Raw genomic sequence first — 15,037 nt, 5'->3', positions numbered from 1 at the left:
GATGGCGGTATGACGATCAAACTGACCAAGAAGACCCACGCCTGCGTCCGGCTGGAGAAGGACGGACAGACGCTCGTCATCGATCCCGGGGGGTTCAGCGAGGAGGACGCGGCGCTCGGCGCCGACGCCATTCTCGTGACGCACGAGCACCCCGACCACTTCGACGAGAACAGGCTGCGAGCCGGGATGGAGGCGAACCCGGCCGCCGAGATCTGGACCCTGCGCAGCGTCGCCGGGAAGCTCAGCGCGGCGTTTCCCGGCCGGGTCCACACCGTCGGCCACGGCGACACCTTCGAGGCGGCGGGGTTCGGCGTCCAGGTGCACGGCGAGCTGCACGCGGTGATCCACCCGGATCTGCCGCAGATCACCAACGTGGGGTATCTGGTGGACGGTTCGGTCTTCCATCCGGGCGATGCCTTCACCGTTCCCGACCAGCCGGTCGAGACGCTGATGCTCCCGGTGCACGCCCCGTGGAACAAGATCTCCGAGGTGATCGACTACGTCCGCGAGGTGCGGCCGCAGCGCGCCATCGACATCCATGACGTGCTGCTCAAGGACCTGGCGCGCGGTGTGTACGACACCCATATCGGCAACCTCGGCGGCGCCGGACACACCCGTCTGATGCCGGGCGACGCCACGGACCTGTGACTGTCGGTGGCACCGGCTAGGTTTGGTCCCATGCGCATCGCCACCTGGAACGTCAATTCGATCACCGCCCGTCTCCCGAGGCTGCTGGCCTGGCTGGAGAGCACCGGCACGGATGTGCTGTGCGTCCAGGAGACCAAATGCTCCGTCGAGCAGTTCCCCGCCGACGAGCTGCGGGAGCTGGGCTACGAGTCGGCGGTCCACGCCACCGGCCGGTGGAACGGGGTGGCACTGATCTCCCGGCTGGGACTGGACGACGTGGTCACGGGGCTGCCCGGCGGCCCCGAATACGAGGGCGTGCAGGAGCCGAGGGCGATCTCGGCGACCTGCGGCCCCGTCCGGGTCTGGTCGGTGTACGTGCCGAACGGCCGCGAGGTCGACCACGCGCACTACACGTACAAGCTCCAGTGGCTCGCCGCGCTGAAGGCGGCCGCCGCCCGTGACGCGGCGGGTGAGCGGCCGTTCGCCGTCCTCGGGGACTTCAACGTCGCCCCGGCGGACGAGGACGTCTGGGACCCGGCGCTGTTCGAGGGCGCCACCCATGTCACCCCGGCCGAGCGGGCCGCGCTCACCGCCCTCCGTGAGACGGGGCTGAGCGACGTGGTGCCCCGCCCGCTCAAGTACGACCGCCCGTACACCTTCTGGGACTACCGCCAGCTTCGGTTCCCGAAGAACAAGGGCATGCGGATCGATCTCGTTTACGGCAACGAGCCCTTCACCGCTGCCGTCAAGGACAGCTATGTCGACCGCGAGGAGCGCAAGGGGAAGGGCGCGTCGGACCACGCCCCGGTCGTCGTCGATCTCGACGTCTGAGGACCTCGGGGTCCGCGCGCCTGTTGGTGCGGCGGTCCGGCGGAATGCGAGGCTGGGCGGTGTGAATATCCCTTTCCTTGACCACTGGCGCAGACGGCACGGCACGGGACACGCGGAGACGCTGGCCACGGCGGTGCGGAAAGACCCGCAGGGAGTGGGGGAGCTGCTCGCCGAGTGCGAGCTGCTACGGGTCAGGGCCGGGCAGGAAGGGCTTCAACTCGACGACTCACCGGCTTCGTTGGCTGCACTCGACCAGCTTCCGCCACGCTGGCGCGACGACCCCGAGGAGCTGCCCTGGCTGGGCAACGACGCGGGTCTCTACCTCGGGACCACCATCGTCAGAACCGTCCCCGGAGCGGTCTGGGACGTCCTGCCGGGCGGCACACCGGTGGTCCGGCTGCAGTCGGGACGCGAGATCAACGTCGTCGAGGCCGGACTCGACTGGGCGGTCGCCGGCGCACCCGAACTCTCACAGGTCTACTCGGAAGCGGCAGAGGCCTGACTGTCCGAATTAGTGCACTTCACCGCTTTTCAATACAAATACGGTTTATGGCTACTTAGCGCGTGTCGGGTGTGAAGTCCCTTGTCGGGGTGGATAGTTTCCGTCATCGACCGTCCGCAGACGGCCGGGTCCGGCCGAACCAGGAACGCTGCTGCCGGGTGCGCAGTAGCACGTAGGGCGCCATGCCCGCCCGGCAGCAGCCGGTGATCACTTCTCGCGCAGCGGGACCGACAGGTACGACGGGTCGGACTCGGGTGAGGAGAAGGTCAGCTGCGCGCCGGTCGGGTTGTGCTCGATGTGGAGCGGGTCGACGGTGTCGGTCACCAGGGCCAGATGGTGGCCCGCCGGCACGTCGTACGCCGTGGAGAACAGATCCAGGTCCACGGGGAACGCCTTGCCGGGTGTCTTCCCGTGGCAGGTGTACGGCGCGTTGCTGGCCAGCTTGCCGAGGCCGGGCGGCCCCACGTCGTAGAGGTACGCGACGAGGGTGCCGCTCTCCTTGGTGCCGGCGAGGGTGGTGTGCAGGGTGGCCGTGCCCCGGATGCGCCGTTCGGTGGCGCAGGCCCCGGACTGCCGGACGGCCGCGAACGAGCGGGGCGGCAGCGGTACCGATGCCAGCGGCGGGATCCTGGGGAACTGGTCGAGGGCGTGGGAGAGGATGGCGACGCGGCCCATGCCGATCTCCGCCGGGTCGGCCGCGGTGTTCGCCGGCGCCCAGTCGATGACGGACGAGACATCGGCGATGCCGGGCGGTTCCGCGACCTCGATGCTGCCGCCCGACTCCCAGAAGCCCCGCGAGGTGTAACTGACCACGACATAGCCGGAGTCGGCGTAACGATTATTGGACACTGCGTCAACGAACGCACTCCTGCCGCCGCCCGCCGCCGGAGGATTGTTGACTGGAATTCAGCGAAACCCTGGCGCGAACGCGTCCGGCGTCCCAAGCTCTCGGTGTGACGAATCCAGAGAACGGCGCGGACCGGGGGCGAACGGACATGACCTTGCGGCTCAGGAGGAAGCTGCGGTGGGTCCCGGTGGCTGCGGTGGTGGTACTGGTCGCCTGGGTGGTGGCCATCCCGCCGGTCGTCTCCGGGGCGTACGGAGCAGTCGGCGGCACCCTGATGGTCATCGCCGGACTGCTGCTCGCCTTCTTCACCGCCACGTTCGTCGGCTATCTGGTGCGGCCGCTGCGGCTGGCCCCGGGCGACGGCGGCCTGACCGTACGCCTGCCCCTCTGGCCCGCCCGCACCGTGCCGTGGTCCGCGGTGACGGGCGTGGCGGCCGCCGAGGTGACCGAGGGCGGCAGGACGGGCGCCCACGTCGTCGTCGACTTCGCGCCGGGCGCGGAGGCGCTGCCCCGGTTCTGCCGGCCGCGGTCGATGTACCGCAGGCTCGCACCGTCGCTCGGCCGGGGCGGGCAGGCGCAGGGGCTCTGCTTCGAGGCGCAGGTCTTCGACGTCGACCCGGCCGGGCTCGTGGCACTCATCCGGGAGTACGCGCCCGGCGGTGTCCCCGTCAGCGATCCGCCCGGTGCGAGGTACGGGGAGCCGGGACCGGGGTCTGCGCCGCACGCGTGACGTCCGCCATCAGCTCCACCACATCAGGTCCGTACGCCTGCGAGTTGACCACCTTCAGCAGCAGGCAGAAGGACTTGTCGCCGTACTTGCGCGCCAGCTTCTCGTGGTTGCGGGCCAGATAGCGGGCGGCCGCCTGGTTGGTGATGGACTGCTGGCCGCAGAAGAGGAACACGGGCCGGGCGCCCGGCTGCGCGGTGAGCCGCGCCAGCAGGACATGGGCGAGCCGACCGCTCTCCAGCCGGTAGCGCTCGCTGCCGATCTGGAAGGCGGTGCGCTCGGGCCCGGGCTCCACATCGGTGTTCACGTCGACCCCGGGCAGCAGCGACTGGAGGTGGGCGGCCATCCGGCGGTTGGACGAGGGGCCCCCGACGCAGAACTCCGTACGCTCGCCTATGCCCTGCTGGGCGGTGTCGGCCGACAGGATCTGGGCGTGTGCGCCGCAGTCCTTGACGAGGGAGGACAGTTCGAGCAGCGCGAAGACGTCGTTGCGCGCGACGGCGCCGTCGCCACCTGCCTCACGGTTCACGACCAGCAGGCACTCGGAGTTCCCGGGCAGCCCGAAGAAGCGCTGCTTCCTGCGGAGTCCGCGCCGCCACAGCGACGTGCGAGCGAGCCAGCCGAGCGCGGCGCTGACACCGGCGGCGATCACGCCGAGCAGGATGTTGCGTAGGTCGTCGTTCACTGGCATGCACCCCGTCAGTTCGGCCCTTCCCGGTGCGGCATGCTACCGACGTGTTCATGACTAAGGGGCGGTGGGCGGGCTACGCTGCGCCGTACGTCTCTCCGCTGGAGGTCATGGATGCACCGTGTCACCGTCCGGAAACTCTCGTATCTGGCCGTCGCCGCCGCCCTGTTGTCGGTGGGTGCGACCGCGCCGCCCCCGGCCGCCGGGGCGCCACCGGGGCAGTCCCGGGGGAACACGGCAGCGAAGACTCCGGTCGCGGTCGGGTACGGCGGCGCGGTGTCGAGTGTCGACCAGGACGCCTCGGCGGCGGGCATCGAGGTGCTCCGCGAGGGCGGTAACGCGGTGGACGCCGCAGTGGCGACCGCAGCCGCGCTCGGGGTGACCGAGCCGTACTCGGCGGGCATCGGCGGTGGGGGCTACTTCGTCTATTACGACGCCCGGTCCCACCAGGTGCGGACCATCGACGGCCGCGAGACCGCGCCGCGTTCCGCCGACTCCTCGCTCTTCCTGGAGAACGGCAAACCGCTCCCCTTCGCGGACGCGGTGACCAGCGGTCTGAGCGTGGGCACGCCGGGCACGGCCGCCACCTGGGACTCCGCGCTCGCTTCCTGGGGCCGCAAGTCGCTGGGGGCGGTACTGAAGCCGGCCGAGCGGATCGCCAGGGACGGGTTCACCGTCGACCCCACCTTCCGCAGCCAGACGCAGGACAACCAGGCGCGCTTCGCGGACTTCCCGGCGACGGCGAAGCTCTTCCTGCCGGGCGGGCAGCCGCCCGCTGTGGGCTCCACCCTCAAGAACCCCGATCTGGCCCGCACCTACCAGGAGTTGGGCCGCAAGGGCGTCGGCGAGCTCTACCGCGGCAGCCTCGGGCAGGACATCGTCCGTACCGTCCGCAAACCCGACCTGGCACCCGGTTCGACCCGTAACGCCCGCCCGGGTGACCTGACCGCCCAGGACCTGCGGGCGTACGAACCGCTGCACCGCGCCCCGACCGAGACCTCCTACCGGGGCCTGGACGTGTACGGCATGGCGCCGTCGTCGTCCGGCGGTACGACGGTCGGCGAAGCGCTCAACATCCTGGAGCGCACGGACCTTTCGAAGGCGTCTCAGGTGCAGTATCTGCACCATTACATCGAGGCGAGCCGGATCGCCTTCGCGGACCGGGGCCGCTGGGTCGGCGACCCGGCCTTCGAACCCGTCCCCACCAAGGAACTGCTCTCCCAGCGGTTCGCGGACTCGCGGTCCTGCCTCATCAAGGACGACGCGGTCCTGACCAGCCCGCTGGCCCCGGGCGACCCGCGCCATCCGGAGCGGTGCGCGAACAGCGGCACCGCGGCTCCCACCACGTACGAGGGCGAGAACACCACGCACCTGACGGTGGCCGACAAGTGGGGCAATGTCGTCGCGTACACGCTGACCATCGAGCAGACGGGCGGCAGCGCCATGACCGTGCCGGGCCGCGGGTTCCTGCTCAACAACGAGCTGACGGACTTCTCGTTCGCCCCGGCCGATCCGTCGGTCCACGACCCCAACCTCCCGGGGCCCGGGAAGCGGCCGCGTTCGTCGATCTCACCGACGATCGTCCTGCACGGCGGGAAGCCGGTCCTGGCCGTCGGATCGCCGGGCGGCGCGACCATCATCACCACCGTGCTCCAGACGCTCATCGGTCATCTCGACCGGGGGATGCCCCTGGTGGACGCGATCGCCGCACCACGGGCGAGCCAGCGGAACGCCGCCACGACTGAGCTCGAACCAGCGCTGTACAACAGTCCGCTGCGGGGTCAACTGGAGGCGCTCGGGCACTCGTTCACGCTGAACCCGGAGATCGGCGCGGCGACCGGGGTGCAGCGGCTGCCGGACGGCCGATGGCTGGCGGCGGCCGAGCCGGTCCGCCGGGGCGGCGGCTCCGCGATGGTGGTCCGCCCGGACGGGCGCCCCTGAGGGGCCGGGGCCTCCGGATCCGTCCGGGACACCGTGCTCTGCGTCTCGTCGACCGGGACGCAGAGCACGGCGGGGAACGGCCCGGGGGCGATGTCCGGGAGGTGGAGGAGGAGCGGCGATCAGGCTCCGGCTTCGCGCAGGACGGTGGGGGCGGTCACGTCCCGTGTGCGCAGGGTGACTCCTGCCGGTCTGTCCTGATCTCCACCGAACCAATTACTATACCGATCCCGGCGGTATTAGAATGACGGCATGGTCCGTACCCCTCTCACACCCGAAGAGCACGCACGCGGCGAGCGTTTCGGCCGCCTGCTCCGCGAGGCGCGTGGCGCCCGCACCATGACCGAGGTGGCGGCTGCGGCGGGCGTCTCGGCCGAGACGCTGCGGAAGATCGAGACCGGCCGGGCCCCGACCCCCGCCTTCTTCACGGTCGCCGCACTGGCGGCCGCACTCGGGCTCTCGATGGACGAGATCGCCGCCCGCTGCGTACTGGTGGCCGCCTGACCGCCTGACCGACGCACCCGAACGCCCGCGGCGGTTCTCCCGTGGACAGCCCTTAGGCTCCGGGCATGACCCTCGACGCGCTCGGCCGCAGCAAGTACGTCAGTCTGACCACCTTCCGGAAGGACGGCACACCCGTCGCCACCCCGGTGTGGGCCGCGCGGGACGGCGGTGAGCTCTTCATCTGGACCCGCACCGACTCCTGGAAGGTCAAGCGGCTGCGCCGGGACGGCCGCGTCCGGGTGGCCGTCTGTGACGCACGCGGCAGGGTCGCGGAGGACGCCCCGTCCATGGAGGGGGTCGGGCGGCTGCTCGACGAGGCGGACACCCGGCGGGTCCGGCGGCTGCTGAGGGCCAAGTACACCTGGCAGTTCGTCCTCGTGGACGTACCGGGCGCCATCATCCGGCTCGGCAAGCGGCCGCACACCGGGATCGCCGTGACACTCGGCTGAGAGGGCTCCGGGGGCGAGTGGGCCGGCGGTGCGGGACCGTCCCCGCCAGGTCGCCGCGCCGAGCGGGACGTGCAATCTGATCACCCGGGATGGCGAAGTGATCGTGAAGAGGCGAAACGTGATCGACTCGGCGGGTTGACGGCGATGGTCTTGCCCCCGTGTGTGACGGGGCTTACGTTCGCCTCCTACGCAACCCGTCTACGTGCGTAGAGCTTCGTGGCGCCCTGTTGAAGGAGCTGCTCATGTCACACGTCGTACGCGCCGCACTGGTCCAGGCCACCTGGACCGGCGACACCGAATCCATGATCGCCAAGCATGAGGAGCATGCTCGCGAGGCAGCCCGCCAGGGTGCGCGGATCATCGGATTCCAGGAAGTCTTCAACGCCCCGTACTTCTGCCAGGTGCAGGAGGCCGAGCACTACCGCTGGGCGGAGCCCGTACCCGACGGGCCGACCGTCACCCGGATGCGGGAACTCGCCCGCGAGACCGGCATGGTGATCGTCGTTCCGGTCTTCGAGCGGGAGCAGTCGGGCTTCTACTTCAACACGGCGGCCGTCATCGACGCTGACGGCTCGTACCTCGGCAAGTACCGCAAGCACCACATCCCGCAGGTCAAGGGCTTCTGGGAGAAGTACTACTTCAAACCGGGGAACGCGGGCTGGCCGGTCTTCGACACGGCCGTGGGCAAGGTCGGCGTGTACATCTGCTACGACCGCCACTTCCCGGAGGGCTGGCGCCAACTCGGCCTGAACGGGGCGCAGATCGTCTACAACCCCTCTGCCACGTCGCGCGGTCTCTCCGCCTACCTCTGGCAGCTGGAGCAGCCCGCCGCCGCAGTCGCCAACGAGTACTTCATCGCCGCCATCAACCGGGTCGGCCAGGAGGAGTACGGCGACAACGACTTCTACGGGACCAGCTACTTCGTCGACCCGCGCGGCCGGTTCGTCGGGGACGTCGCGGGCGACACGAGCGAGGAACTCCTCGTCCGCGACCTCGACCTGGACCTCATCGACGAGGTGCGGCAGCAGTGGGCTTTCTACCGGGACCGCAGGCCCGACGCGTACGAAGGGCTGGTGCAGCCGTGACCGACCTGCACGGCCGGCACCGGGCCGTCCTGCCGGACTGGCTCGCCACCTACTACCGGCAGCCGATCGAGATCACCCACGGCGAGGGCCGGTACGTCTGGGACGCGGACGGCAACCGCTACCTCGACTTCTTCGGCGGCATCCTCACCACCATGACCGCCCACGCCCTGCCCGAGGTGACCAAGGCGGTCAGCGAGCAGGCCGGGCGGATCGTGCACTCCTCGACGCTCTATCTCAACCGGCCCATGGTGGAGCTGGCCGAGCGGATCGCGACACTCTCCGGGATTCCCGACGCCCGCGTCTTCTTCACCACATCGGGGACCGAGGCCAACGACACCGCGCTGCTCCTCGCCACCGCCTACCGCAGGTCCAACCAGATCCTCGCGATGCGCAACAGCTACCACGGCCGCTCCTTCGCGGCGGTCGGCATCACCGGCAACCGCGGCTGGTCACCGACTGGTCTCTCCCCGCTCCGGACGCTCTACGTCCACGGCGGTGTCCGCAGCCGGGGCCCGTACACGCATCTCAGCGACGCCCGCTTCATCGAGGCATGCGTGGCCGACCTGGAGGACCTGCTCGGCCACACCCGTGACGCGGCGGCCCTGATCGCCGAGCCGATCCAGGGCGTCGGCGGTTTCACCGTGCCGCCCGACGGTCTCTACACCGCGTTCCGCGAAGTGCTGGACCGGCACGGCATTCTCTGGATCTCCGACGAGGTGCAGACCGGCTGGGGGCGGACCGGCGACCACTTCTGGGGCTGGCAGGCGCACGCCGGGAACGGCCCGCCGGACATCCTCACCTTCGCCAAGGGCATCGGCAACGGCATGTCCGTCGGAGGTGTCGTGGCCCGCGCCGAGGTCATGAACTGCCTGGACGCCAACTCCATTTCGACCTTCGGCGGCTCCCCGGTGACCATGGCCGCGGGCCTCGCCAACCTCACCTACCTCCTGGAACACGACCTCCAGGGCAACGCCCGCCGGATCGGCGGCCTCCTGCTCGAACGGCTGCGGGCGGTCGGCGCGCAGTCCCCGCTCGTACGCGAAGTGCGCGGCCGGGGCCTCATGATCGGCGTCGAGCTGGTGAAGCCCGGCACCGACGAGGCGAACCCGGAGGCGGTGGCGGCCGTCCTCGAGGCGGCCCGGGAGGGCGGGCTGCTGATCGGCAAGGGCGGTGGGCACGACACCAGCGTGCTGCGCATCGCTCCGCCGCTCTCGCTCAACGTCACGGAGGCCGAGACGGGCGCGGCCATCCTCGAACAGGCCCTGCGCGCAGGTTAGTCGGCGGGCCCCGCAGCACGCACCGGTGCACGAGAGAGGGAGCACAGCACCATGAGTACCCGCACCTTGGTTCGCGGCGGTCTCGTCATCACCGCCGCGGAGGAGACCCACGCCGACGTCCTCATCGAGGACGGCCGGATCGCCGCGCTCGCCGCGCACGGCTCCGCCGCCGCTGAGGCCTGGACCGCCGACCGTACGATCGACGCCACCGGGAAGTACGTGGTGCCCGGCGGGGTCGACGCCCACACGCACATGGAGATGCCCTTCGGCGGCACCTTCGCGTCCGACACCTTCGAGACCGGGACCCGGGCAGCGGCCTGGGGCGGCACCACGACCATCATCGACTTCGCCATCCAGTCCAAGGGCGGATCACTCGGTGAAGGGCTCGACACCTGGCACGGCAAGGCGGACGGGAAGTGCGCGGTCGACTACGGCTTCCACATGATCATGTCCGATGTGAACGAGTCGTCGCTCAGGGAGATGGACCGGCTCGTCTCGGGCGGTGTCAGCTCGTTCAAGCTCTTCACCGCGTACCCGGGGGTGTTCTTCTCCGACGACGGCCAGATCCTCCGGGCCATGCAGCGTGCCGGTTCCAACGGCGCTCTGGTGATGATGCACGCGGAGAACGGCCTCGCGATCGACGTGCTGGTGGAGCAGGCGCTGGCCCGCGGTGAGAGGGATCCGCGGCATCACGGCGAAGTCCGCAACGCGCTTCTGGAGGCGGAGGCCACGCACCGTGTGATCAAGCTGAGCCAGGTGGCGGGTGCCCCTCTCTACGTGGTGCACGTGTCGGCGCGGCAGGCCGTCGCCGAACTGGCGCGGGCGCGGGACGAGGGCCTTCCGGTGTTCGGCGAGACCTGCCCGCAGTACCTCTTCCTGTCGACCGACAACCTGGCGGAGCCCGGCTTCGAAGGCGCGAAGTACGTCTGCTCGACTCCGCTGCGTCCGGCGGAGCACCAGGCGGCGCTGTGGCACGGGCTGCGCGCGAACGACCTGCAGGTGGTCTCCACGGACCACTGTCCGTTCTGCTTCAAGGGCCAGAAGGACATGGGGAAGGGCGACTTCTCGAAGATCCCGAACGGAATGCCGGGGGTCGAGAACCGTATGGACCTGCTCCACCAGGCCGTCGTCGACGGGCACATCAGCCGCCGTCGCTGGATCGAGCTCGCCTGCGCGGCGCCGGCGCGGATGTTCGGCCTCTACCCGAAGAAGGGCACGATCACCCCGGGCGCCGACGCCGACGTCGTGGTCTACGACCCTGCTGCCGAGCAGGTCATGTCCGCCGCGACGCACCACATGAACGTCGACTACTCGGCGTACGAGGGCAAGCGGGTGACGGGCCGGGTGGAGACGGTCCTCTCGCGCGGTGTTCCGGTGATCGACAACCGTGACTACGTCGGCCACGCGGGGCACGGGGCCTATGTGCCGCGCGGACTCGGTGAGTACGCGCACTGAGCGCTCAGGCTCCGTCGAGCCACCTCCGGCCCGCCGCCTTCAGGGACGCCTCCAATTCGCTGTTCCTGGTGGGGAATTCACGGGCCACCGGATAACCGGACTTCTCCAGGACGTAGGCGAGGGCCGCGTACTCGCGCGGATAGCGCCGGACGGTGCTCTCGTCGATCTCCTGGACCTTGGCGAGGAAGGTGAAGGAGCTCATGTCGTACACGCTCGCCCGGTGGACGATGCGCCAGTCGCCGTCGCGCTTCTCGACGCGGTCCCAGAAGCGGTTGTGGGCGGTGCAGCCGAGGTCGAGGGCGACGTTCTCGGCGATGAGCATCGTGCTGGTCTCGACCAGGGCCCGGGCGCCGTTGAAGGTGATCGACGGGCCGCCGATCTGGTGCTTGGAGCGCAGGTCGGAGGCGCCCATCCGGGCGGAGGCATCCACGAATTCGCCGGCCGCCCCCTCGAACCAGGTGATCTCGATGGTGCCGTCGGGGTGGAACAGCTCACGCAGCTGCTCCCACTCACCCAGGTCGCGGTGGATCCACCCGGTCATCAGGTCGGCGATGGCGGAACGGTCCTCGACACGCGCGCTCACGGTCATGTCGTTCTCCTCCTGCGGGGTCGGGGCTGTGTTTCCTCTGCGGTACGGGCGGTACGGGCGGTACGGGCGGGGCGGGCGGCACGGGCACGGGCGGAGACCTCTCACCTGGGAGACAGCTCTGCCTGCTCGCCGCCAGTGCTGTCCACTCGTCACCGAACCGCTGTAGCCGGACAGATTACGACCCCACCCACCCGCCCCACCGGGGCCCGCGTCGCGGGACCCCCGGAATCCGCACCCGCACTTGGAGTCACGCCTTGGACTTCGGACTCGTCCTGCAGACCGATCCGCCCGCTTCCGCCGTCGTCGGACTGATGCGGCGCGCGGAGCGCAACGGCTTCCGCTACGGCTGGACCTTCGACTCGGCCGTCCTGTGGCAGGAGCCGTTCGTCATCTACAGCCGCATCCTGGAGCACACCACCGGCCTGATCGTCGGGCCCATGGTCACCAATCCGTCCACCCGGACGTGGGAGGTCACTGCCTCCACCTTCGCCACGCTCAACGAGATGTACGGCAACCGCACGGTCTGCGGTATCGGGCGCGGCGACTCGGCGATGCGGGTCGCGGGACGCAAGCCCAACACGCTGGCCAGGCTGGGCGAAGCGATCGGTGTCATCCGGGATCTCGCCGAGGGGCGCGAGGCCGACGTGGACGGCCGGCCGCTGAGACTGCCCTGGGTCGAGGACGGGAAGCTGCCGGTCTGGATGGCCGCGTACGGCCCCAGGGCCCTCGCGCTGGCGGGACAGCGGGCCGACGGTTTCATCCTCCAGCTCGCCGACCCCTTCCTCACCGAGTCGATGGTCGCGGCGGTCCGGACGGCGGCGTCCGACGCGGGCCGGGACCCGGACGCCGTGAAGATCTGCGTCGCCGCGCCCGCCTACATCGGTGACGACCTGGCCCACGCCCGCGAGCAGTGCCGGTGGTTCGGCGGGATGGTGGGCAACCACGTGGCGGACCTGGTGGCCCGCTACGGGGAGCACTCCGCGCTGGTCCCCGACGCACTCACCACGTACATCGAGCAGCGCGAGGGCTACGACTACAGCCACCACGGCCGCACCGGCAACCCGGACACGGCGTTCGTCCCCGACGAGATCGTGGACCGCTTCTGTCTGCTCGGCCCCGCCGAGGCGCACATCGAGAAGCTGCGGGCGCTGCGGGCCCTGGGTGTGGACCAGTTCGCGGTGTACGCGATGCACGACGCCCGCGAGACCGTCATCGACGCGTACGGCGAGCGGATCATCCCGGCTCTCGCCTGAGCTCGCGGAGAGGCGCGGAAGGGGGGAGCGGACGGAGCGCGGGCCCCTCCCGGAGGGGGCCCGCCGACGGTCACGGCACCCGTGCCGTCCACTCCGGAGCGGAGAACTTGGCCGCGGCCAACTCCCGTGCCCGGGCCATCTCCTCCTCCGTCACGCCGCCGTCGGCGAGCCCGTAACGGCTGCGGAAGGACCCGATCATCCGCTCGATGACCTCTTCGCGCGGCAGGCCCGTCTGCCGGGCCAGCGGGTCGACCCGCTTCTTGGCGCTCTCGATGCCCTTGCCGGACAGTTTCTCCCGGCCGATGCGCAGCACCTCGGTCATCTTGTCGGCGTCGATGTCGTACGCCATGGTTACGTGGTGCAGCACCCCGCCGCCGGCGATGCGCTTCTGCGCCGCGCCCGCGATCTTGCCCGCCTCCGTCGCGATGTCGTTGAGCGGCTGGTACCAGGCCTTGATGCCCATGTCGGCCAGCGCGCCGAGCACCCAGTCGTCCAGATACGCGTAGCTGTCGGCGTACGAGAGGCCGGACACCAGGGACTCGGGTACGGACAGGGAGTAGGTGATGGTGCTCCGCGGTTCCACGAACATGGCTCCGCCTCCGGAGATCCGGCGGACGACCGTCACACCGTGGCGCTCGGCGCCCTCCGGGTCGACCTCGTTGCGCAGGGACTGGAAGCTGCCGATGATCACGGCGGGGGCGGCCCACTCCCAGACCCGCAGCGTCGGCGGGCGCCTGCCCGCCGCGACCTCGGCGGTGATGACCTCGTCCAGCGCCATGTGGAGGGCGGGGGACTGCGGGCGGTCGTGGATCAGCTGCCAGCGGTGGGCGCTCCACTCGGTGGCCCGGGTGAGGGCCCGGCGTACGGCGACGGCGACACCCTCGGGGGAGAGGCCCAGCAGCACGGCCGACGGGGGGAGCGCGGCGGTGATCCGGGCGGCGAGCCCGGCGGCGTCGGTGTGGGCGGGCGCGCCTTCCAGGGCCGCGTCGATGGCCAGGATCGCCTCGTCGGGTTCCAGGAAGAAGTCCCCGGCCACGCGGACGTCGCGCAGCGCACCGCCCTCGACCTCCAGGTCGACGACGACGAGCTTGCCGCCGGGGATCTTGTACTCACCGTGCACTGCCCTGCCTCCAGATCTGCCCGGCCGCCCCGCGAATCCACCCGCGCACCGGCTCCGGCCGGTAACAACGCCGGAGCCGGTGGGGGCATTCCACGACGGCGTCAGTCGGCCGGGGCGGTGACCGGTGCCTTCGGCGCGTCCCGGCGGCGGTCGCCGGCGGCCAGCTTCTTCACCAGGAGCACGATCGGCACCAGCAGGGCCAGGCTGACGGGGCCGGTGCCCCAGCCGAGTCCGCCGTGGTGCGCGGGCGCCCCCATCCAGTCGGCGAACGAGGCTCCGAGCGGCCGGGTCAGGACGTAGGCCCACCAGAACGCGGCCACCGCGTCGAGCCCGAAGAGGCGCCTGCAGAGCGCCGGGACCGCGATGAGGACGGCGAAGAGGACACCCGACGGGAGGTAGCCCAGGTGCAGGGTCCCTGCGGTGAGGTCGCCCACCGCGGTGCCCAGGGCGAAGGTGGCGAGCACGGTCGCCCAGTAGAACCCCTCGCGGCGGCGGGTGCGGATGCTGTGGATGGAGAGGGTGCCCTCGGAGGCGTACCAGGTCATCAGCACGGCCGCCAGGACGACCGCGAAGCCGACCGCGGAGACCGCGTACGGGACGCCCACCACCACGTGCACGACGTCGGCGGCCATCGTGCCGAAGACACTGACCATCACGATCGCCGACCAGTAACTCCAGGCGCCGTAGCGGGGCGTGCGGAACTGGAGCACCAGCAGGGCCGTCAGGCCGACCAGCCCCAGGCCGCCGGCCGCGACCGGGCCGAGTGTTCTGGCCAGGTAGTCCGAGGCCGTCTCGCCCATCCCGGTCGTGAGGACCTTGACGGCCCAGAACCAGGCCGTCACCTCCGGGACCTTGCTCCACCCCGCAACGGCCCGCCCCCGGGCCCGTCCCCGCGGGCTGCGCACCGCGTGCGCCGGTCCGGCGGCCGTTCGGCCCACTGGCTCTCGCATGGTCTTCTGCCACCCCTCCGGGCGCCGGGCGCCGCGTCAACTGCCGTCCGGGCGTTCCCCGTCCGGTGGAACCCGACGGCCGGCCGTGCAGCGCCACCGGGCCGTCGACCGTCTACAGTACTGTAGACGTTTCTGGTCCCGGACTCGGTGTGGCCAACGGACCGTCGCTGACGCCGGGAACGGAGAACGGGAACC

At 70.7% G+C, this 15,037-nt stretch carries 16 protein-coding genes; 11 read left to right on the top strand and 5 right to left on the bottom strand.

Features of this window, described 5'->3' with window-relative positions:
• Nucleotides 1-15 precede the first annotated feature (15 nt).
• From OG285_RS04155 to OG285_RS04145, 3 genes are all read left to right on the top strand, one after another.
• Nucleotides 16-648, top strand: coding sequence for an MBL fold metallo-hydrolase (locus OG285_RS04155; RefSeq protein WP_356831319.1), 633 nt, complete (start codon nt 16-18; stop codon nt 646-648).
• A 30-nt stretch (nt 649-678) separates the two neighbouring features.
• Nucleotides 679-1,458: an exodeoxyribonuclease III gene (locus OG285_RS04150; RefSeq protein WP_356831083.1), complete on the top strand. Its 780-nt coding sequence runs from the start codon at nt 679-681 to the stop codon at nt 1,456-1,458.
• A gap of 61 nt (nt 1,459-1,519) precedes the next feature.
• Nucleotides 1,520-1,960, top strand: coding sequence for a DUF6278 family protein (locus OG285_RS04145; RefSeq protein WP_356831081.1), 441 nt, complete (start codon nt 1,520-1,522; stop codon nt 1,958-1,960).
• A 207-nt stretch (nt 1,961-2,167) separates the two neighbouring features.
• On the opposite strand, the gene OG285_RS04140 is transcribed toward OG285_RS04145, so the two are convergent.
• The gene (locus OG285_RS04140; protein ID WP_371793442.1) at nt 2,168-2,866 is read right to left on the bottom strand and encodes a CocE/NonD family hydrolase C-terminal non-catalytic domain-containing protein; all 699 of its coding nucleotides are present in this window, start codon (nt 2,864-2,866) and stop codon (nt 2,168-2,170) included.
• Between the two features lie 47 nt (nt 2,867-2,913).
• On the opposite strand from OG285_RS04140, the gene OG285_RS04135 reads away from it, so the two are divergent.
• Nucleotides 2,914-3,537 carry a hypothetical protein gene (locus OG285_RS04135; RefSeq protein ID WP_371790193.1) on the top strand — a complete coding sequence of 208 codons (624 nt, stop codon included), beginning with the start codon at nt 2,914-2,916 and terminating at the stop codon, nt 3,535-3,537.
• Here the strand turns inward: OG285_RS04135 and OG285_RS04130 are convergent.
• Nucleotides 3,476-4,219: a hypothetical protein gene (locus OG285_RS04130; protein WP_356831077.1), complete on the bottom strand. Its 744-nt coding sequence runs from the start codon at nt 4,217-4,219 to the stop codon at nt 3,476-3,478. The two genes, OG285_RS04135 and OG285_RS04130, sit on opposite strands and share 62 nt — an antisense overlap.
• 117 nt (nt 4,220-4,336) lie before the next feature.
• On the opposite strand from OG285_RS04130, the gene ggt reads away from it, so the two are divergent.
• From ggt to hydA, 6 genes are all read left to right on the top strand, one after another.
• Nucleotides 4,337-6,163 carry a gamma-glutamyltransferase gene (gene ggt / locus OG285_RS04125; protein WP_356831075.1) on the top strand — a complete coding sequence of 609 codons (1,827 nt, stop codon included), beginning with the start codon at nt 4,337-4,339 and terminating at the stop codon, nt 6,161-6,163.
• 249 nt (nt 6,164-6,412) lie between these two features.
• A complete protein-coding gene (locus tag OG285_RS04120) occupies nt 6,413-6,664 on the top strand; it encodes a helix-turn-helix transcriptional regulator (protein WP_356831073.1) in 252 nt (83 codons plus the stop codon).
• Nucleotides 6,665-6,729: 65 nt separating this feature from the next.
• Entirely contained in the window at nt 6,730-7,113 is a 384-nt protein-coding gene (locus OG285_RS04115) for a PPOX class F420-dependent oxidoreductase (RefSeq protein ID WP_371790192.1), read from the top strand.
• Between the two features lie 242 nt (nt 7,114-7,355).
• Nucleotides 7,356-8,198, top strand: coding sequence for a nitrilase-related carbon-nitrogen hydrolase (locus OG285_RS04110; protein WP_371790191.1), 843 nt, complete (start codon nt 7,356-7,358; stop codon nt 8,196-8,198).
• The gene (locus OG285_RS04105; protein ID WP_371790190.1) at nt 8,195-9,475 is read left to right on the top strand and encodes an aspartate aminotransferase family protein; all 1,281 of its coding nucleotides are present in this window, start codon (nt 8,195-8,197) and stop codon (nt 9,473-9,475) included. The genes OG285_RS04110 and OG285_RS04105 overlap by 4 nt, the downstream gene beginning before the upstream one ends.
• Before the next feature lie 51 nt (nt 9,476-9,526).
• On the top strand, nt 9,527-10,930 hold the full coding sequence (hydA, locus tag OG285_RS04100) for a dihydropyrimidinase (protein ID WP_371790189.1): 1,404 nt from the start codon (nt 9,527-9,529) through the stop codon (nt 10,928-10,930).
• Between the two features lie 4 nt (nt 10,931-10,934).
• On the opposite strand, the gene OG285_RS04095 is transcribed toward hydA, so the two are convergent.
• Nucleotides 10,935-11,519, bottom strand: coding sequence for a nuclear transport factor 2 family protein (locus OG285_RS04095; protein WP_371790188.1), 585 nt, complete (start codon nt 11,517-11,519; stop codon nt 10,935-10,937).
• Between the two features lie 254 nt (nt 11,520-11,773).
• Between OG285_RS04095 and OG285_RS04090 the strand changes: the two genes are divergently transcribed.
• The gene (locus tag OG285_RS04090) at nt 11,774-12,772 is read left to right on the top strand and encodes a TIGR03842 family LLM class F420-dependent oxidoreductase (RefSeq protein WP_371790187.1); all 999 of its coding nucleotides are present in this window, start codon (nt 11,774-11,776) and stop codon (nt 12,770-12,772) included.
• A gap of 70 nt (nt 12,773-12,842) precedes the next feature.
• Here the strand turns inward: OG285_RS04090 and OG285_RS04085 are convergent, their stop codons facing one another.
• The gene (locus tag OG285_RS04085) at nt 12,843-13,892 is read right to left on the bottom strand and encodes a biotin/lipoate A/B protein ligase family protein (protein ID WP_356831060.1); all 1,050 of its coding nucleotides are present in this window, start codon (nt 13,890-13,892) and stop codon (nt 12,843-12,845) included.
• Between the two features lie 101 nt (nt 13,893-13,993).
• Complete coding sequence (locus OG285_RS04080; protein WP_371790186.1) at nt 13,994-14,842, bottom strand: hypothetical protein; 849 nt, start codon at nt 14,840-14,842, stop codon at nt 13,994-13,996.
• Between the last annotated feature and the right edge of the window lie 195 nt (nt 14,843-15,037).

It is taken from the genome of Streptomyces sp. NBC_01471 (genome assembly GCF_041438865.1).
Lineage (GTDB): Bacteria > Actinomycetota > Actinomycetes > Streptomycetales > Streptomycetaceae > Streptomyces.
Note: the sequence above shows the minus strand (reverse complement) of the source record. Positions and strands in the feature narration are given on the sequence as shown.